This window comes from Bacteroides sp. GM023, assembly GCF_014750685.1.
GTDB lineage: Bacteria > Bacteroidota > Bacteroidia > Bacteroidales > Bacteroidaceae > Bacteroides.
This window is the reverse complement of sequence record NZ_JAAXGE010000010.1, coordinates 49,583-69,982: the sequence shown is the minus strand read 5'-3', so window position 1 is coordinate 69,982 and position 20,400 is coordinate 49,583. Positions and strand designations below refer to the sequence as shown.

12 protein-coding genes are annotated in these 20,400 nt (G+C 40.4%); all 12 read left to right on the top strand.

The annotated features are described in order from the left end of the window. Positions 1-226: 226 nt before the first annotated feature. Positions 227-3,523 carry a SusC/RagA family TonB-linked outer membrane protein gene (locus tag HC965_RS20575; protein WP_191033218.1) on the top strand — a complete coding sequence of 1,099 codons (3,297 nt, stop codon included), beginning with the start codon at positions 227-229 and terminating at the stop codon, positions 3,521-3,523. Positions 3,524-3,547: 24 nt separating this feature from the next. Beyond that, positions 3,548-5,149, top strand: a complete 1,602-nt coding sequence (locus HC965_RS20570) for a RagB/SusD family nutrient uptake outer membrane protein (protein ID WP_191033217.1) — start codon at positions 3,548-3,550, stop codon at positions 5,147-5,149. 40 nt (positions 5,150-5,189) lie between these two features. After that, on the top strand, positions 5,190-6,134 hold the full coding sequence (locus HC965_RS20565) for an endo-beta-N-acetylglucosaminidase family protein (RefSeq protein ID WP_191033216.1): 945 nt from the start codon (positions 5,190-5,192) through the stop codon (positions 6,132-6,134). A gap of 23 nt (positions 6,135-6,157) precedes the next feature. Continuing rightward, complete coding sequence (locus tag HC965_RS20560) at positions 6,158-7,366, top strand: DUF1735 and LamG domain-containing protein (RefSeq protein ID WP_191033215.1); 1,209 nt, start codon at positions 6,158-6,160, stop codon at positions 7,364-7,366. Positions 7,367-7,380: 14 nt separating this feature from the next. Then, positions 7,381-9,054: a DUF1735 and LamG domain-containing protein gene (locus tag HC965_RS20555; protein ID WP_191033214.1), complete on the top strand. Its 1,674-nt coding sequence runs from the start codon at positions 7,381-7,383 to the stop codon at positions 9,052-9,054. Positions 9,055-9,162: 108 nt separating this feature from the next. Continuing rightward, on the top strand, positions 9,163-9,894 hold the full coding sequence (locus HC965_RS20550) for a DUF1573 domain-containing protein (RefSeq protein WP_191033213.1): 732 nt from the start codon (positions 9,163-9,165) through the stop codon (positions 9,892-9,894). Between the two features lie 35 nt (positions 9,895-9,929). Next, complete coding sequence (locus HC965_RS20545) at positions 9,930-12,278, top strand: glycoside hydrolase family 3 N-terminal domain-containing protein (protein ID WP_191033312.1); 2,349 nt, start codon at positions 9,930-9,932, stop codon at positions 12,276-12,278. 295 nt (positions 12,279-12,573) lie between these two features. Beyond that, positions 12,574-13,113 (top strand): RNA polymerase sigma-70 factor, encoded by a 540-nt coding sequence (locus HC965_RS20540; RefSeq protein WP_191033212.1) that lies wholly within the window; start codon positions 12,574-12,576, stop codon positions 13,111-13,113. 45 nt (positions 13,114-13,158) lie between these two features. Beyond that, entirely contained in the window at positions 13,159-14,148 is a 990-nt protein-coding gene (locus HC965_RS20535) for a FecR family protein (protein ID WP_191033211.1), read from the top strand. A 234-nt stretch (positions 14,149-14,382) separates the two neighbouring features. Next, on the top strand, positions 14,383-17,628 hold the full coding sequence (locus tag HC965_RS20530; RefSeq protein WP_191033210.1) for a SusC/RagA family TonB-linked outer membrane protein: 3,246 nt from the start codon (positions 14,383-14,385) through the stop codon (positions 17,626-17,628). Positions 17,629-17,642: 14 nt separating this feature from the next. After that, positions 17,643-19,226 carry a SusD/RagB family nutrient-binding outer membrane lipoprotein gene (locus HC965_RS20525; RefSeq protein WP_191033209.1) on the top strand — a complete coding sequence of 528 codons (1,584 nt, stop codon included), beginning with the start codon at positions 17,643-17,645 and terminating at the stop codon, positions 19,224-19,226. 19 nt (positions 19,227-19,245) lie between these two features. Further along, positions 19,246-20,388: a glycoside hydrolase family 18 gene (locus HC965_RS20520; RefSeq protein ID WP_191033208.1), complete on the top strand. Its 1,143-nt coding sequence runs from the start codon at positions 19,246-19,248 to the stop codon at positions 20,386-20,388. Positions 20,389-20,400 lie beyond the last annotated feature (12 nt).

The following is a 20,400-nucleotide window of genomic DNA, read 5'->3' as shown; positions in this document are numbered from 1 at the left end:
CTATGAGATAACACATTAACAATGAAAAAGGAAGAAAGCTGCTACCAACAGCTATCTTCCCTCCGAAATTTTAAGATTCACGGTACAGGTCTAGCAAACATAAACCGGAATCGAACCATAGTTCATTTAGTAATAAACTCTAGTTAGCCACAAATGTATGAAAAAAAATCATTCATTTATTGCATTATGTCCAAAATATGCTTTAAATCTAAAACTTCCGTTAGTTATGAGGATTAGTCTAGCACTACTTTTTGCAGTAGTATTACAACTTACAGCCAAGGATGCATATGCCCAGCGAACACGGATTGCCATTTCAATGAGCAATGTATCCGTGGAACAAGTGCTGAATAAAATTGAGGAAACTTCGGATTTTGTATTCCTTTATAATGATAAGGCCATTCAAAAAAATCGGATTGTTTCTGTGAATAGTAAATCTGGAAAGATAATAGATATTTTAGAAGATATATTTAAAGGTACAAATATATCTTATACCGTGATTGATAAACAAATCATCTTGTCCAAATCTGATAACACCAATCAAGGTGGTAAATTTATTCAAGTGAAGGGTACTGTAAAAGACTCTGCTGACGATCCTTTGATCGGAGTTAATGTAAAAGTAAAAGGAGCCGCAGCAGGAACAATTACTGATATTGATGGTAATTTTACTTTAAATGTCAAGGAAGGGGATATAGTGGAATTCTCTTATGTCGGTTATACACCAAAAACGGTGAAAATCACGAATAATAATCCTCTGAGAATAGTTCTTCAGGAAGATACAAAAACTCTGAATGAAGTGGTTGTTACTGCTTTGGGTATTAAAAAAGAAGCAAAATCATTATCTTATAATGTTCAGCAAATCAGCAACGATGAAATTACCCGCATCGCTGACGCCAACTTCGTGAACAATCTGAATGGTAAAGTAGCGGGTGTCACCATCAACTCTTCTTCTTCCGGTATAGGTGGTTCTTCCCGCGTGGTAATGCGTGGTACCAAGTCTTTGAACGGGAACAATAATGCGCTTTATGTCGTAGATGGTATCCCGATGATTGATATGAGTGCCGCTTCTACCCAGCCTACCGATTCGTATGAGGGTGCTGGTCAGAGTGGTGATCCTATCGCAGGTATTAACCCGGAAGATATTGAAAGTATTTCTGTATTGAGTGGCCCTTCTGCTGCCGCCCTTTATGGTAGTGCTGCTGCCAACGGCGTAGTGATGATTACGACGAAGAAGGGTAAGGAAGGGCGTACAACAGTCTCTATTTCCAATAATACTACCTTCTCAGCTCCTCTTGTATTGCCGGAATTTCAGAATACATATGGGCAAACAGAAGTGGGTAGTTACTATAGTTGGGGATCTAAACTAAGTACTCCAAGTAGTTATGACCCGGCTGACTTTTTTCAAACCGGTGTGAATGTAACAAACTCTGTCAGCCTTTCTACAGGAACTGATAAGAATCAGACTTATGTATCTTTGGGAACAACGAATGCAAAAGGTATTATTCATAATAATAATTTTGAGCGCTACAATGCTACTGTCCGCAATGTTGCAAAAATGCTGAATGATAAGTTGACTCTTGATCTTAATTTTATGCTTAGTTCCGTGAAAGAGCAGAACATGACGGCTCAAGGACTTTACTTTAACCCGTTGGTTTCACTTTATTTATTTCCTGCCGGTGATGACTTTTCTAAGGTTCAGGCTTATCAGCGTTATGACGCGGAGCGTAACTTGTTGACTCAATATTGGCCTTATAGTACCAATCTTGCTTTACAAAATCCATACTGGATAACAGAGCATATCAAAATGCCAAACCATAAGAATCGTTATATGGCTACGGCTTCTTTAAAATATGATTTAGCAAACTGGGTGAATGTGACAGCCCGTGCCAAAATGGACCGTAACAATGAACGCCGTGAACGTATGTACGATGCCGGAACCAATACATTATTTGCTTCTAAATATGGTTATTATTCGAAGAGCAATATTGAAACCCAGCAAGTGTATGGAGAATTATTGCTGAATATCAATAAATACTTTCTTGAAAATACTCTTAATCTGACGTTCAATGCGGGTGCCAACTTTGAGAATAATGATTACCAATCTGATTATTTCGGTGGAAAATTGAAGTCTACAGCCAACCTGTTTACTTATGGTAATGTGGATACAACCGAAAAGAATTTAGCGAACCAATATGGCTACAATCTGAAGAAACGTGCAGTATTCGGTAGTGCGCAGGTCGGTTATAAATCAATGATTTATCTGGACGGAACGTTCCGTAACGACTGGTCGTCTACGTTTAAGGGGACAGATACATCCTCATTCCCCTATGGATCAATAGGTCTTTCGGGAATCTTGACGGATATATTCCATTGCAGTACAAGCATTATGCCTTATATGAAAGTACGTGTTTCTTATTCGGAAGTAGGTAACTCTCCTGAAGTCTTTTTGGCAGTTCCTACTTATAAACTGGTGGATGGAGTACCCGTAACGATGACTCGCCGCCCTAATACCAACTTGAAACCGGAACGTACAAAATCTTGGGAAGCAGGTCTGAACTTTGTATTCTTCGATAATAAACTGAAACTCGACGCTTCTTTCTACAACTCGCGTACCTATAACCAGTTCTTTGAGCGTACGCTGTCTTCTACTACCGGATATACATCGGAAGTAGTCAATGGAGGCCGCGTGGATAATAAAGGTATAGAATTGTCATTGCGTTTGGATAATAAATGGGGTGATTTCGGATGGAGTTCTTATCTTACTTATTCTTTGAATAAAAATAAGGTGGTAGAATTATTACGTAATTACGAAGATCCGATTAGTCATGAACTGACTTCCCTGAACCGTATTGACATGGGAGGTACCAGTATGTATAAGATGATATTGACGGAAGGTGGATCTATCGGTGATATTTACGTCAATACTTTGCGGACGGACGAACACGGAGCTATTTATGTTCATCCTTCCGATCAGGTGGTAGTCACTCAACCCGATGAATTTGTAAAGGCGGGAAACAGTGCTCCGAAGTACAATTTGGGCTGGGGGAATACCTTTACTTACAAAGGGCTTTCTTTGGGATGTCTGTTCACTGCACGTGTGGGTGGTATCGTAGTTTCTCAAACACAGGCTACGATGGATGCTTTCGGAGCTTCTAAGGTGACGGCCGACGCTCGTGATAATGGTGGAGCTTTGGTAAACGGACGTCCCATTGGTGCCGAGAATTACTATACGCAAATCGGTGGCTCCGGTTCTCAAGGTGGTATTGGCTCTATGTACGTATATAGCGCAACTAACGTTCGTTTGGCTGAATTATCTTTAGGATATGACATTCCGATCAATAAGTATGTGAATTGGATTAAAGGTTTGAATGTGTCATTTATTGGAAAGAACCTTTTCTTCCTCTATCGGAAAGCGCCTTTTGACCCGGAACTGACGGCAAGTACTGGAACTTATTTCCAGGGCATCGACATGTTTATGTCACCAAGTCTGCGTAATCTTGGATTTTCAGTGAAGGTCAATTTCTAATCAAACTTTTAAATAATAGAAGATATGATATTAAACAAAATATTATCATGGAACAAAGTTTCTGTTTTAGGAATTCTGTTTGTTCTATTCAATAATACTTCATGTATTGATTACGAAGATAATGTCAATCCGAATGAAGTTACTGAAGAAATGATGGGAGTGGATAATCTGAAAACAGGTGCTTTCTTTTCCCAAATGTTACGCAGGGTGATTATTGTTAGTGACGGAGATAAACTTGATTCCGACTATCAGATTGCTCAGAATTTATCTCATGATCTCTATTCCGGATATATAGCCGCTACCTTGGGTTCTACCAACCATAACGGACAGTATAACTTTCAGGACCAGTGGGTAAATGCCACATTCGACTATGCATTTACCGGAATAATGGCTCCTTGGGCCAGTATCCATCAGATTGCCATCGAGCAGGGACTGACGGAGGTTGATGCGTTGGCAACAATTGTAAAAGTGGCAGGTATGCACCGCATTGCCGATACGTTTGGTCCTATTCCTTATGTTAACTACGGCTCCTCCAGTTTATATGATGCCTTGGATAAAGTCTACGCCAAATTCTTTGAAGAACTGGATAATTCGATCGAGGTTTTAGGAAATTATGTGAGTGGTAACAGTAGTGCTAAGTTAATGAGTGATTATGACCATATTTATGGAGGAGATGCAGAGAAATGGGTGAAATTTGCCAATACATTGCGTCTGCGTCTTGCCATGCGGGTTGTGTATGCAAATCCTACCTTGGCAGAGCAGGAAGCGACAAAATCTATTCAATGTATCTATGGTCTTATCGAGAGTAAAGCTGATCGTGCTGAATTATCTCATAACACATTGGAATATCATCACCCGTTGCACGAAATTGCATATAACTTCAACTCGGGAGACTGTCGCCCGGGTGCTTCTATCGTGTCTTATATGAATGGTCTGAAAGATCCGCGTATCAGCCGTTATTTTACGGTAGCAGGAGATGACGATGCCTATCATGGAGTACGTATTGGTATCACATCCAGCAATATGAGCAACTATCAGGGAGACAAAATCTCGAACCTGAATATTGACCGCGCTTCTACTCCTGTTGTTTGGATGACGGCTGCCGAGTCTTTCTTCCTGCGTGCTGAAGGTGCATTGCGTGGATGGGACATGGGAGAAGGTACAGCACAGTCCTTCTACGAAGAAGGGGTGAGGATGTCATTCGAAGAAAATAATGCAGGCAGTGCAGATACGTATTTGGCAGACAACGCATCTACGCCGGGATCTTTCAGTGATAACGTAGGTAGTGATAACTATACGTTCACAAGTAAAGTGACTCCTGCATGGAACGGTAGTGCGGGATTTGAAGGAAGTCTGGAACGTATTATTACACAGAAGTGGATTGCGCTTTATCCCGACGGACCTGAAGGATGGAGTGAATATCGCCGTACCGGTTATCCCGAATTGATTCCTGTAGTGCGAAACAGTAGTAACGGTACAGTTGATACCGACTTGCAAGTTCGCCGTTTGCCTTATACTCGTGACGAGAAGAGCAATAATCCGGCTGGGGTTAATAGCGGTATTGCTGCATTGGGTGGTCAGGATACCGGTGGTACGAAACTTTGGTGGGATCAAAGATCACGGTAATCGAAGAATGAACATAGTTTAATTCTAAAAACTAATTACAATGAAGACAAAAATAACAAGTTTACTAACTTTCCTCATCGGTGCGTTTCTTTTCTGTGGTTGCGATACGGATGTTGAACCGTTGGAAATTCAGAAACTGAAAACTTACGATGAACAATATTTTCAGAATATACGCGAGTTTAAGAAGACAGACCATGAGATAAGTTTCGCTTATTATGAGAACTGGTCGCCTATCGAGGGTGTCACAGGATATAAAGACCCTGCTTCGTGGGGTGAACGTATGGTGGGATTGCCTGATAGTATTGACATCGTAAATCTGTGGATGGGCATACCTACCGCAGAAACTCATCCGATAGCATATAAGGACATGAAGTATTGTCAGGAAAAGCTGGGTACACGTTTTGTGATGCATGGTGATGCTTCCCATTACAGACATCAGTTCACGGTGGATGGTGTGGACTATGATATGAACAGTCAAAGTCCTGACGATGAAATGATGGCTGCTTATGCGAAATGGATTGTAAATCAAGTACTGGAGCCGGGGCTTGATGGCGTAGACATAGACTATGAAGGTTGGAATGGGAATGACTTGGTACGGTTGGTGGAAGAACTCGGTAAATATTTCGGTCCTAAAGGTGAGCAACCCGATAAATTGCTTATCGTTGACTATTTTAATGCCACACCGCCGACTGCCACAATACCCTATTGTGATTATTTCGTGAAACAGGCTTATAGCCATCAAGGTGCGGGCACTGGTGTTCCAAACGGTTTCCCTTCTGAAAAGATGGTTTATTGCGAATCATTCGGTGTGCAATATCTGTATGGAGGAGAACTTTTGAATTATGCAAAATGGGAGCCGGGTACAGGACGTAAAGGGGGCTGTGGAGTGTTCTTCCTCGGAAGAAATTATTATTCCGCATCAGGTATACCTTATAACGAATTCCGTCAGGCTATTCAGATTATGAATCCTGCAATAAATGAATAAATAATGAATAAATAAGAAGCATGATGAAAACATATATATTTAAATATTCTTTATTGGGAGTGATATTGGGATTATCGGTTCTGGGCTGTACTGAGGGTGATAAATTCGACTATGGAAAGACGGTCGTACTTATTACAGGAACAGAGACAACACCTGTAACAAAATTCCTGGTAGAGGACACTCCGTCTACTTATATGGTGACGGCTTCTGCTACTGATAAAGTAGAAAAGGATGTCAGTGTGAAATTTGGCATTGATCCCTCACAAGTAGAAGCGTACAATCAGGAACATGGTACGAAATATTATAGTATTCCTGATGGGGTGGTAACATTAGAGGGAGCCGACGCTGTCATTCAGGCGGGTAAGTCGTTCTCGACTCCAGTTACCGTGAAAGTGGTGTCTACGGAAAATTTGTCGGATGATCTTATCTATGTGATTCCTGTCACGATGACAGAAGTGGATGGTCTCGAAATACTCAAACCGTCAAAAACGATATTCTTGCAGATTTCACGTTATATTTATTTCACTTCGTTGAATATCAGTAATACGAATCTTTATAGCAACTTTATTTTCCCTGATGAGAAGAAACTGGAATTATCCAACTTTACGTATGAAGTAAAATTCTATTCTCAGGAATGGCATAAAATAGCCCGTATGTGTGCATTTACATCAAAAAATGAGGAACGTTCAAGTATGCTTCGGTTTGGTGAGGAAGGTATGGATACCAATGCGTTGCAATGGGTGAGCCCGAGTGGTAGTATTGTTTCTTCGACTCGTTTCAGTACCGACCGTTGGTATACGCTTTCGTTGACTTACGATGGTAGTAAGCTGACAATGTATGTTGATGGCGTAAAAGATGCCGAGGGAGATGGTGACGGTAAGTCTGTTGACTTCCAACGTTTTGAACTGGGTATGTCTTGGACCAGTTATCGAGGTTCTCAATATTTCCGTGGTCGGATTGCGGAAGTTCGTGTATGGAACCGTGCTTTGCGTCCTGCCGAACTTCGAATGGGACTTTGTAGCGTTGATGCTCAATCGGACGGATTGGTAGCTTATTGGAAAATGAACGAAGGTGAAGGGCATATTTTCAATGATGCGACTGGGAATGGCTATGATATGGACTGGACAAATACGGCCCGTGAAATTAGTGAAGGAGCCGGACTGACTTATAATCTGAATTATAGCTCGTCTATAGCATGGGATAGTGATGATAACAATAAGTGTATGCAATAATAAAGGCTGTGATTATGAAATGGAATAAATATATTTTAATGCTCTTGACGGGCATGCTATGCTTTCAATCATGTGACAACGAAACTTATGATGTGGAAGGCAATCCTAATAATCTGATTTATTTTATACCATCCACTACCGGCTCTGCCCAGGGAAACATTTCCACTTTTAATGTGGATTGGACATCGCGAGGTGCGGTTGGGGACGAAGTTGTGGTGAAGTTACCGGTGAAATCAACGCGTCAGGCTGAAAATACGATGATGGTGTATGTAGAAGTGGATAATTCTTTGGTGAACTCTTATAATATGAGCAATGGTACATCTTACGAAGCTTTTCCTTCTGATGTATATACTGTTGTGAAATCTGCAGCTACTATAGAACAGGGGAAGACCTTGTCTGTTGATTCGATAGAGGTAAGGGTTCCGGCGGAAAATTTTGTAGCACTGGATAAATCTGTTTATTTATTACCTGTTCGCTTAACTAAAGTTGAGGGTAACGGCAAGATTTCTGTACAGCATAACACTGCTTTGGCTATTGTGAATATAACATATCCTGATGAAGTGAAACTGGATGTGTCTATCACAAATGGAACGAATATGGGAACATCTGTACTGGATATATCCGCATTGCCGGCTTCTTATGCTTTTACTGTTTCTGCAACAGGTAATGCACGTCAGGATGAGACTGTTACGTTGGAAGTAGACCGTTCTTTAGTCGAGTATTATAATACAAGTAAGAATACCAATTACGTTGCTCTCCCTCAAAATGCAGATGTCACGGTAACGGGACTGGAAGCTGCGATTTCCTGGGGAGAAAAGCTGTCTTCGGAAATTAAGGTTACGTTGAATTCCTTGAATAATCTGGAGATGGGAACGACTTATATGCTGCCAATAACGATAAAAGAAGTGTCCAGCGGTTTGCAGTTGAAAGAGAATTACACTACCATGTATCTGCTTCTCGATTACATTGATCCGAATTCGAAATTTGTAGCTTTAGATATAAGTAATTATGAGTGTTACAGTAATTATTACTTTGCGGAATCTTTGCAGAAAGAACTGACTAACTTTACGTATGAGATTAAAATCCATGCGAACCAGCTTAGCGGAATGTCACGTTTCTTTGCTTTCAATGGTTCTAATACAGTGATGTTCCGTTTTGGAGAGGGTGGAAATGATGCCACTCGTTTGCAATGTGTCACAGGAAAAGGGAACTTCTTTGCTAATACATCTTTTGAAACAGGAAAATGGTATCTGCTTTCGTTGACTTATGATGGTAGTAAATTTGCGTTCTACGTAAACGGAGTGAAAGATTGCGAATACAGTGTTTCTGATTATTCTACTCTTTTCAAAGGTGTCGAGATTGGAATGTCATGGGCAGGTTATCCTTCTCAACAGAATTTCAACGGCAGTATTTGTGAAACACGAATCTGGAATCGTACTTTGACAGAAAGTGAACTTTCTGCCGGTATTTGTGGGGTAGAACCAGACTCTCAAGGCTTACAGGCTTATTGGAAGATGAATGAAGGTGAAGGGCATATCTTCTATGACTATACGGGCAATGGATATAATATCGACTGGTCTGATACATGGCGTTGTCTGACGGAATCAGAAAGTGATCCGGGAACGCATCTGACTGATAGACATAATTATATTGGTTGGGATAAGAGTGACAGTAATGTATGTAAGTAACGACTAAGAATAAACAGTGAGAGAACAAAGCTTTATTTTATAAATGGACTTTGTTCTCTCTTAATTATTTAATGGACAAAGATGAATATTCAATCAAAAAAGTATTTCATGAAAATAATAGCATCATCCGTACTCTTTCTTTTATTTTCATCTTTCCCTTTGTTGGCACAAGAGCCCCGGGCTTCCCAAAGCCTTCAATTCGAAGAGCGTGTATTTGATTTTGGCGAGATAAAGGAGCAGGATGGAGTTGTATCTCATAAGTTTGCGTTTAAGAATATTGGGACAGAAATGGTCCATATCAATGGAATAAGTACAGGCTGTGGATGCGTGCAATATGAATTTCCGAAAGAACCGATTCGCCCCGGTGCCTCAGGGATAGTGAAAGTTGATTATGACCCGGCTTATCGCCCCGGTTTTTTTAGTAAGGAAGTTGTGGTCTTGAGTAATAATAATACCAATTATAATCGTATATGGGTGAAAGGAACAGTTATTCCATGCCACCATCCGATTGAAGAAAATTATCCTTATGACTATGGTAGCGGATTATGGATGAATTTTAAAGTAATGCTTTTCGGAACAATGGGCGAAGGAAATACGAAGATGATGAACCTGAAGTTTGCTAATGATACTGATAAGGATATGAAGCTTTTTTTCGTGGTTATAGGTGGTAATACGGATATAAAGTTTACCAGTCCTCAAACTTTGAAGGCAGGTGGGGAAGGAGTTATGCCGATTGCTTATCACTATTCAGGACGTTTTCCGGCTATTACTCATGTGTACCCGGTGGTTAATGGAAAACCTGCGATTATTCCTCTTGTAATAAAGGTGGAAACAGAATAAAAAAAGAACAAAACTTTTTTATTGCATATATTATGATGATAAAACGATTCTATATATTGATAATAGCACAGATCGTGTGTGTGTTACTCTTTGCCCAACTCTCTTCATCATTGGTTTCCTATAAAAATCCTGATTTACCAGTAGAAACGAGAGTTACGGATTTACTTTCCCGCATGACGTTGGAAGAAAAAGTCGGTCAACTGCTTTGTCCCCTGGGCTGGGAGATGTACGAGATAAATGGAACTAAAGTTCGACCTTCCGATAAGTTCAAGCAACTCGTCAAAGAAAGAAATGCAGGAATGCTTTGGGCAACTTATCGGGCTGATCCGTGGACAAAGAAGACATTGGAAAACGGACTTCATCCTGAATTGGCAGCTAAAGCTGGAAATGCACTACAAAAATATATAATTGAGAACACCCGTTTGGGCATTCCTATCTTTCTCGCAGAAGAAGCCCCTCACGGACATATGGCTATTGGAACTACAGTTTTTCCTACCGGAATAGGAATGGCTGCAACATGGTCTCCTGAATTATTAAAAGAGGCAGGTCAGGTTATAGCAAAAGAAATCCGTTCCCAAGGCGGACATATCAGTTATGGTCCTGTACTTGATTTGACTCGTGATCCCCGATGGTCCCGCGTAGAAGAAACCTTTGGCGAAGACCCTGTATTGAGCGGTACTTTGGGGGCTGCTATGGTTACCGGACTAGGCGGTGGTGACTTATCACAGGAATATGCCACCATAGCTACTCTAAAGCATTTTCTAGCCTATGCAGTACCGGAGAGTGGGCAGAACGGTAATTATGCATCAATAGGTGTCCGGGATTTGCATCAGAATTTTCTTCCCCCTTTTCATCAGGCGATAGATGCGGGAGCACTGTCCGTAATGACTTCCTATAATTCAATTGACGGTGTTCCCTGCACATCAAACCATTATCTGTTGACTCAACTACTACGTAACGAATGGAATTTTCGTGGATTTGTAGTATCGGATTTATATAGTATTGAAGGAATTTATGAAAGCCATTTTGTGGCTCCGACAAAGGAAAATGCAGCGGTACAAGCTGTCACGGCTGGTGTTGATGTTGATTTGGGTGGAGATGCTTATATGAATCTTTGCCATGCGGTGAAGTCCGGGCAAGTTGACGAAGCAATCATAGATACAGCTGTCTGCCGGGTGTTACGGATGAAATTCGAGATGGGATTATTCGAACATCCTTATGTTGATCCGAAAATGGCTGCGAAAAACGTGCGTTGCCAAGAGAATATCAAATTGGCACGTAAAATAGCACGGGCTTCTATTACACTGCTTGAGAATAAAAACTCCATATTGCCTTTGCGGAAAGATATAAATAAGATAGCTGTCATTGGTCCTAACGCTGATAATCGGTACAATATGTTAGGAGATTATACAGCACCTCAGGAAGATGAAAATGTAAAAACCGTACTTGATGGAATTGTCGCTAAACTATCACCATCGCGTGTGGAATATGTAAAAGGTTGTGCCATTCGTGATACTACAACAAATGAAATTGAGAAAGCCGTAGAGGCTGCCCGGCGTGCTGAAGTGGTGATTGTGGTAGTCGGTGGCTCCAGTGCCCGTGATTTTAAGACACAATATAAAGAAACGGGAGCTGCCATTACGGATAAGAAAACAGTAAGTGATATGGAGTGTGGCGAAGGATTTGACCGTGCTACTCTGTCTCTGCTCGGAAAACAACAGGAATTGTTGACTGCATTGAAAGCCACAGGCAAACCATTGATCGTTGTATATATAGAAGGACGCCCACTTGATAAACTATGGGCTTCGGAATATGCCGATGCACTACTGACAACCTATTATCCCGGACAAGAAGGTGGAAATGCCATAGCCGATGTCTTATTCGGAGATTATAATCCGGCAGGCCGTTTACCAATTACCGTACCTCGTTCGGTAGGGCAAATTCCTATATATTATAATAAAAAAGCACCTCAAAACCATGATTATGTAGAAATGTCCGCATTGCCATTGTATGCCTTTGGATATGGACTTAGTTATACCACGTTTGAATATTCCAACTTAAAGATAAACCAACAAACTCCTTATCGTTTTGATGTCTCATTTGATATACAAAACACAGGAAAGTATGATGGCGAAGAAGTGGCACAATTTTATATACGAGATGAATACGCTTCAGTTGTACAACCCTTGAAGCAATTAAAGCGATTTAAACGTTTTTTCCTCAAACAGGGAGAAAAAAGAACTATAACTTTCAGCCTGACGGAAGAAGATTTATCGATTATCAATCAGGAAATGAAGAGAGTGGTGGAACCGGGAAATTTTCAGTTGATGATCGGCAGAGCTTCAAATGATATAAAACTATCAAATATTATTGTAGTAAAATAACTTTTATACAGTAATGTTGAAAAACACGCCGGGTATATATTAATGTATGCCGGAAGTACAAACTTCCAAAAAATGAAACTGAAAGAGAACAACTTTAGAGTAAGTACATTCGATAGAACATATGTTTTGATAGGTTTATGGCTATTTTAAGCCTGTTTTTGCGTGTCCGGGATAGTGTAAACTATCCCGGACACGCAAAAACAAGATATTTTTTTTATTGTTCCATTATTTGTTTTTTCCGTTTAAACAATCTACATTTGGCTCCTATATAAATAATAATAACCTAAAATCTCAGATGAATTACCTAGACGAACAAGAAAGAAAAAAGAAATTCGAACGATTTTTCATTGTTACTTTCCCGAAAGTCAAGGCCTTTGCGTGGAAGATTCTAAAATCGGAAGATGATGCGGAAGACATTGCACAGGATGTGTTTGTCAAATTATGGGATAATCCGGAAATCTGGGAAAAACAAGATACATGGAATAGTTACATTTATACGATGGTGCGTAATCACATCTATAATTTCATAAAACATAAATCTGTCGAGTTCAACTATCAGGAGCAGTTGGCACAGGAAGATTCTCCATCTTTCGAGGCAGATATTCATGACGAACTTTACGCAAAAGAAATTGAACTATTATTAAAATTGGCATTGGACAGCATGCCGGAACAGCGAAAAAAAGTTTTTATTATGAGCCGGAAGGAAGGGTTGAGTAATCAGGAAATAGCTGATAATCTGCAACTTTCAATCCGTACAGTGGAACGCCATATTTATTTGGCGCTGCAAGAACTAAAAAAAGTCATATTAATTGCATTTTTTTTGTATTTCGGTTGAGTAGTCTCTTTTAGCTAGTTGTCTATATTATATAAGCAATAAAAAATGAAGGATTATATTCAAAGAATTATTAGTGCATTTACGGCTTCCCGGCACAATGAGATGCTGACCAAAGAAATTCATCAATGGTTAGTGGATGAGAAGCATGCGGATGAAAAAGAAGCTGCACTGCATACATTATGGGAAGAAACAGAGGGCAAAATCGACACAAGCACATGGAATTCCCTTTCTGAAGTATATGATAAAGTAGGTGTAAACGAACAAAAGAAAACGCGAAGGTTCCGAATACGGGGATGGCAATATACGGCTGCTGCAGTTGTGATTTTCGCAATTTCGATTTCTGGGACATTCTTTTTGACAAAGAATAAATATTCGGAAGCGGCTATGGTAGAGAACTTTGCTTCTGCCGGCAATATGAATGTAATTGAACTGCCCGATGGGAGTAAAGTACAGACAAACTCGGGGACTTTACTGCTTTACCCGGAAACATTTAAAGGAGATACACGTACGGTATATCTGATAGGAGAAGCAAATTTCCGGGTGATGAAGAATCCCGATAAACCCTTTATCGTGAAGTCGGGTACAGTATCTGTCACAGCTTTAGGAACAGAATTTAATGTGGCAGCATACCCGGAGACTAATGAGATAATAGCAACATTGCTGACCGGTAAAATAAAAGTAGATTGTAATGGAGGGAAGAATAGCTATATATTGAATCCGGGAGAACAGATTGTTTATCAGAATACTACTTCCCAAAGCTTTCTTGCCAATGCGAATATAGAAGATGTGACTGCCTGGCAGAAAGGGCTGTTTGTATTTAGAGGAAAAACAATGAAAGAGATTCTGTTTACTTTAGAACGACGGTTTAATGTCACTTTCCAGTGTAATATAAGTAGTTTCAGTAATGATAAATATAACTTCAGTTTCCGGCAGAATGCCAGCATCGAAGAAATAATGAATGTTATGGGAGAGATAGTGGGAGGATTTAACTATAAAATAGAAGGAAATGTATGCTATATAAAAACGAAGAAATAATGAATTGAAATAATATATTGTTCAACCTTATAAACACTACCATCATGAAAAAAAGTATCCGGAAAAAGGATGCCGCCTGATTCCGGATATGAAATGTCTTTTTTAGTATTAAAGCCAATAGCTTAATTTTTGACGAATATAATATTATGAGTTTAACACTAAAAACGCTACGAAGATATGAATTTATATCTATTAAAAGCTAAATGTATAACATTTTTTTGCTGTTTGTTATTCATGCAGACAGCTCTATTTGCCCAAGGCAATGTGAGGATAAACCTGAAAGGGAATGAAATTACATTACGGGAGGCTCTGACGGAGATTGAAAAACAATCTAAAATGTCCGTTGCTTACAATGAATCACAATTGGGAGGCAACAAGCGTATCTCGCTGAACATCAATAATCAAACTTTAGAACAAGCTCTTGATGCTATCTTGAAAGGAACAGGATTCGGTTATAAACTGAAGGATGGTTACATTATGATAACTCCTGTCAAACAAGACACTCCGGTGGCTAAGCAGATTAAAGGTAAGGTAGTTGACGAACAAGGCGAAGCACTAATTGGGGTGAATGTTTCTGTTGACGGAACAGATGCAGGTACTATAACTAATATTGACGGGGAGTTTTCAATACAGGCATTTAAGAATGCTACTTTGAAGATTTCTTATATAGGTTATGCTACTCAAAGCATCAAAGTTCAGGATAGGGATATTTATAACATAACATTAATTCCCGATACGAAAGTCCTTGATGAAGTCGTTGTAACAGCATTAGGTATTAAACGTGCTGAAAAAGCTTTGAGTTACAATGTACAACAAGTGAAGAGCGATGAACTGACTACTGTAAAAAGCGCTAACTTCATGAACGCGCTTGTCGGAAAGGTAGCCGGAGCAACAATCAATACAAGTGCATCCGGTCCCGGTGGAGCCGTTAAGGTGGTTATGCGTGGTGCCAAGTCCATCTCTCAAAGTAACAATGCACTTTATGTGATTGATGGAATCCCCATGTATAATTCGAGTATAAATAGCGAAGTCGATGAAGGGGCCTTGTCTGCACAACCGGGTAGTGAATCTGCGGCAGACATCAATCCGGATGACATCGAAAGTATGACTTTGCTGACTGGTCCGTCGGCGGCTGCCCTTTACGGATATGAAGGAGCCAATGGAGTTGTGCTGATTACTACGAAGAAAGGTCGTGCGGATAAGACCGTGCTTACTTTTAGTAATAATACTACTTTCAGTAGTCCGCTTATGATGCCTAAATTCCAGAATACATATGGAAATGTAACAGGTGAAACAACAAGTTGGGGTGAAAAGACAGATTACCGGTATGATCCTAAGAAGTTCTTCAACACTGGTAGCAATGTTTCTAATTCAGTTTCATTGGCAACGGGAAATGACAAGAGCCAGACCTATATTTCGGCATCAGTGAATAATTCAGCCGGTATTTTACCGAACAATAAGTATAACAGATACAACTTCCTGTTCCGTAATACAACCTCTTTTATAAACAATAATCTTATTTTGGATGTCAGCGCAAACTATGTTATTCAGAACAGCAAGAACATGGTTTCCCAAGGACAGTATTTCAATCCTCTTCCTGCTCTTTATCTATTCCCTCGTGGAGAAGATTTTGATGAAGTGAGAATCTATGAGCGTTATGATGAGTTGATGGGAGTGAACAATCAGTATTGGCCATACGGAGATCAGGGGTTATCTATTCAAAATCCTTATTGGATTATGAACCGGATGGATAGCAAGTCTGAAAAAAGACGTTATAAATTGGCTGCCGGTTTGCAATATATTATTACGGATTGGTTGAATGTGCAAGGACGTGTCAATGTTGATAATTCAGATTATCGCAATACTGAAGAACGTTATGCAGGTACATTGGCTACGTTTGCCGGCTCTAAAGGACGATACTCTCAAGGTACGCGCAGTGACAGGCAAATCTATGCAGATGTTCTGGCTAATATCAACAAAACATTCAATGACTTTTCATTGTCGGCCAACTTGGGAGCATCTATTAAGGATATACGAACGGAATCCAATTCGCTGATCGGTGACCTTAAAAACGCTACCAATTACTTTACTGCTGAGAATATGGATCGTACAGGAAACTTCAAGATTGATGATGACGGGCTTAAACGTCAGACACAGTCAATCTTTGCCAACGTGGAATTGGGGTATAGACATTTCTTATATCTCACTCTCACAGCGCGTAATGACTGGGATTCGGCATTGGCATTCTCTGAATCAGGAGATAAGTCCTTCATGTATCCTTCGGTGGGGCTTTCCGGTATAATCAGTGAAGTTGTCAAGTTACCGGATTGGTTTACATTCCTGAAAGCTCGTCTTTCTTTCACGTCGGTTGGTAGTTCATATGCGCCTTATCTGACAAGAGAGTATTACGAATATAACGATCAGGCCAACCAGTATGAAGCGAAATCACTTTATCCGAATCGCTATCTGAAGCCGGAAATCACGAATTCGTTTGAAGCGGGACTTAACATGAAATTCTTTAGAGGAGCGCTTAATTTTGATATTACTTATTATCAGTCGGACACCCGTCATCAGACGTTTGTTGCTTCTCTTCCTGCCGGTTCCGGTTATGAAGGAGTAAACATACAGGCCGGTAATGTACAGAATAAAGGTATTGAAATGGCCTTGGGCTATCAAAATGAATGGGCAGGTTTCTCTTGGGCATCAAACGTCACTTTTACCTATAATAAGAATAAGGTAAAGAAACTGGCAGACGGTGTTAGAAACACAGTGACCGGAGAATTGATCCAGATGCCTTATGTGGATAAAGCTACATTGGGAAGTACAGGTTCTCCTATTGTCAGACTGACAGAAGGCGGTACGATGGGTGATATCTATGTAAACCGTGATTTCCAACGTGATGACAATGGATATGTTTACCTTAATCCTACCACATTCCTACCATCAATGGTGAATACAGAATATAAAAAGGTAGGTTCCCTGCTTCCGAAAGTCAATATGGGATGGAGAAATTCATTCTCCTATAAAGGTGTCAGACTTAACGTTCTGCTGACCGGACGATTCGGAGGAAATGTTGTTTCGAATACGCAGGCAGTTCTTGACAGATACGGAGTTTCGGAATATAGTGCCAAGTTGCGTGAACAAGATAATATCACTATCAACCAAAAGAAGATATCGGCACGTGATTATCTTAACATCGTGGCTGCCGGTACGGGACAAGGAGCCCATTATATTTATAAGGCAACCAATATCCGTCTTCAGGAAGTCAGTGTTGAATATACGATACCAAGAAAGAAACTGTACAATATTGCTGATGTAACGTTGGGAGTAGTTGGAAATAATTTAGGTATGATCTATTGTAAGGCTCCTTTCGACCCGGAATTAGTGGCTTCGGCAACGAATACTTACTATACGGGTGTGGATTACTTTATGCAACCGAGTTTAAGAAACATCGGCTTTAGTCTTAAATTACAATTCTAAACTGATACTAAATCATGAAACAATATAGATTTAAAACAACGATAATAGTAGCGATGAGTATCTGCTGTGCAGTACTATTCGCATCGTGTACGGGTAATTTTGAGGAGTTGAATACTCATCCGACCAACCCGGATCCTACCAAAGATATGACTGAAGCAGAAAGGGTAGGTACGCTGATTCCCAGTATGCTTTATCTGATACATAATTTTCAGGAGAATCAGAATCAGATGATTGAGCAAATGGTGGGTGGACAGTACGGTGGATACTTTGCTACGACCAATAACTGGCAAGGTACTAATTTCGGTACTTTCAATCCCCCGGCCAACTGGGTAGAATACCCTTTCAATACACTGTTTACTAAATTCTATTCCAACTACCTGACTATTAAAGAAGTGACAGAAGGAAAAGGATATGTATTTTCATGGGTTAATATCATCCGGGTGGCAGTAATGCTGCGTGTTACGGATACTTATGGGCCTATTCCTTATTCAAAGATGGGTGGTGGACAGTTTGCTGTAGAATATGATAGCGTAGAAGATATATATCATAAAATGATTGATGACTTGGACGAGAGCATTAATGCATTGACTGTCTTTTTGGAAGAAAATAAAGGAAAGAAAATTCCAATCGCAGAATTTGACCTGATTTACGACGGTGATTTTAGTAAATGGGTGCGGTTTGCCAATTCTTTGAAGTTTCGTATGGCAGTTCGTATAGCCAATGTAGATACGGATTACGCAAAAGTAGTGATGACAAAGGCGATTGCAGCCGGTGTTATTGAATCTAATGGCGATAATGCTTTCTTGCCTACTACTGATAATCCTTACTACAAGGCATCCAATGACTGGGGAGATCTTGCCATGAATGCCATGATGTCTGCTTACATGAATGGATATAGCGATCCTCGTCGTTCTGTTTATATGCTCAAGACGGCGGATGATGTTTATCGTGGTGTTCGTATCGGTATTCCTAATATTAATAAAGGCATTTACGGAACAGCTCAATATTCTAAACCGGCATTCAAAAAGGATTCTCCTTTATTGGTTTATTGTGCGGCAGAGACATTCTTTCTGAAGGCTGAAGCGGCATTACAAGGATGGATTCCCGGTGGAACAAGCCAAAGTAAAATCTATTATGAGCAGGGGATTACTACTTCAATGGAGCAACATGGTGTAGCGATAGGTACTTATTTGGCTGGTACTACATCTGCAACCCGGTATAACGATCCTAACGGAAACGTGAATGCCCCGAGTTTTAGCTCTATTACAGTATCCTGGGATCATGGCTCGGCTACCACAACCATGAAATTGGAAAAGATCATCACCCAGAAATGGCTTGCCAACTATCCATTGGGATTTGAAGCTTGGGCAGACCATCGTCGTACAGGATATCCGCAGATGATTACAGCTCAGAGTAATCTAAGTTCTGCCAATTCCATAGGTAGTATTACTAATTCCAAGACTCGCCTGGTACGTCGTTTGCCTTATCCTGTTTCCGAATACTCCGGCAATACACAGAATGTCGAAGCCGCTGTAGCCAACTTGTTGGGAGGAGCCGATACGGGAGCTACGGATCTTTGGTGGGCACGTAAGAATTAAATCTTAAAAATGTAATATTATGAAGATGAAATATTTAAATATATCGTTCTATATAACTTTCGCCTGCATGATTTTAGCGGGATGCAGCGATTGGGTAGAGATTGAACCTATAAAATTTGGAGAGTCGGATTTAAATGGGACAACGAAAACTGAAGCTGATTATGCAGCTTTACGCGAATGGAAAAACACTCCGAATCTGCCTCAGATATTTGTTTGGTTCGACAACTGGACAGGAACTTCTCCCACGGGTGAGAATAGTCTAAGAGGTTTGCCGGATTCCGTAACGATAGCTTCCAACTGGGGAGGTCATCCAAAGTTTGACCTAAGTCCGGAACGTCGTGCAGATATGGAATATGTGCAAAAAGTAAAAGGAACGAAAGTAGTAGTTACCCTTTTCTCTGCACAGGTCGGAGATGATATGCCCGAACTGCCTATATATAATATTGGCAATAGCAGTGATGAAGCTGTAGTAAGACCGGCTATCCGCACTTATGCCGAGGCTATCTACGATCATGTGATAGAATCCGGATATGATGGTTACGACTGGGATTACGAACCGCAGGGCGGTGGTGGCTCCAGTAATTATCTGTGGACGAATAAAGTGCAAAGAAGAATTTTCGTAGAAGAACTTAGCTATTGGTTTGGTAATGGTTCACAACGAACAGAACGTGATGGACGTAAACCGGCTAAACCGGGATTATTATTCATTATCGATGGTGAAATTGGTATCAGAGGTCGTATGGATAAAGACTGGGTTTCCCATTATGTCGATTACTTTGTTCTTCAGGCTTATGGAGTAACATCAGCGAGTAGTTTAACTACCCGTCTGGAAGGAGTCTTCACGGATATGGAGAATTGGGTAAATGACGGCACTATTACGAAAGACGAGATTGTGAGAAGAACCATCTTTACCGAAAACTTTGAGTCTTATGCCGGTACAGGCGGTGGATTCCTGGGAATGTCCAAGTACGTTTATAATAAAAATGATATCAATGAGCAGATAGGCGGATGCGGACTTTATCGTTCCGGTTTTGATTATAATCAAGGAAAAGGTGATTATAACGGTTCTCCCGAATACTATTTCCTGCGTCAGGGAATAACTAATATGTATAACATATATAAAGAGAGGCTGAATCCTGTAGAACCTGCACCGGAAGAGTGATGAACGAATCCG

Excerpts from the sequence above, each read along its gene's own strand:
- HC965_RS20575 (WP_191033218.1), top strand. The coding sequence starts at position 227 with ATGAGGATTAGTCTAGCACTACTTTTTGCAGTAGTATTACAACTTACA.
- HC965_RS20570 (WP_191033217.1), top strand. The coding sequence starts at position 3,548 with ATGATATTAAACAAAATATTATCATGGAACAAAGTTTCTGTTTTAGGA.
- HC965_RS20565 (WP_191033216.1), top strand. The coding sequence starts at position 5,190 with ATGAAGACAAAAATAACAAGTTTACTAACTTTCCTCATCGGTGCGTTT.
- HC965_RS20560 (WP_191033215.1), top strand. The coding sequence starts at position 6,158 with ATGAAAACATATATATTTAAATATTCTTTATTGGGAGTGATATTGGGA.
- HC965_RS20555 (WP_191033214.1), top strand. The coding sequence starts at position 7,381 with ATGAAATGGAATAAATATATTTTAATGCTCTTGACGGGCATGCTATGC.
- HC965_RS20550 (WP_191033213.1), top strand. The coding sequence starts at position 9,163 with ATGAAAATAATAGCATCATCCGTACTCTTTCTTTTATTTTCATCTTTC.
- HC965_RS20545 (WP_191033312.1), top strand. The coding sequence starts at position 9,930 with ATGATAAAACGATTCTATATATTGATAATAGCACAGATCGTGTGTGTG.
- HC965_RS20540 (WP_191033212.1), top strand. The coding sequence starts at position 12,574 with ATGAATTACCTAGACGAACAAGAAAGAAAAAAGAAATTCGAACGATTT.
- HC965_RS20535 (WP_191033211.1), top strand. The coding sequence starts at position 13,159 with ATGAAGGATTATATTCAAAGAATTATTAGTGCATTTACGGCTTCCCGG.
- HC965_RS20530 (WP_191033210.1), top strand. The coding sequence starts at position 14,383 with ATGCAGACAGCTCTATTTGCCCAAGGCAATGTGAGGATAAACCTGAAA.
- HC965_RS20525 (WP_191033209.1), top strand. The coding sequence starts at position 17,643 with ATGAAACAATATAGATTTAAAACAACGATAATAGTAGCGATGAGTATC.
- HC965_RS20520 (WP_191033208.1), top strand. The coding sequence starts at position 19,246 with ATGAAGATGAAATATTTAAATATATCGTTCTATATAACTTTCGCCTGC.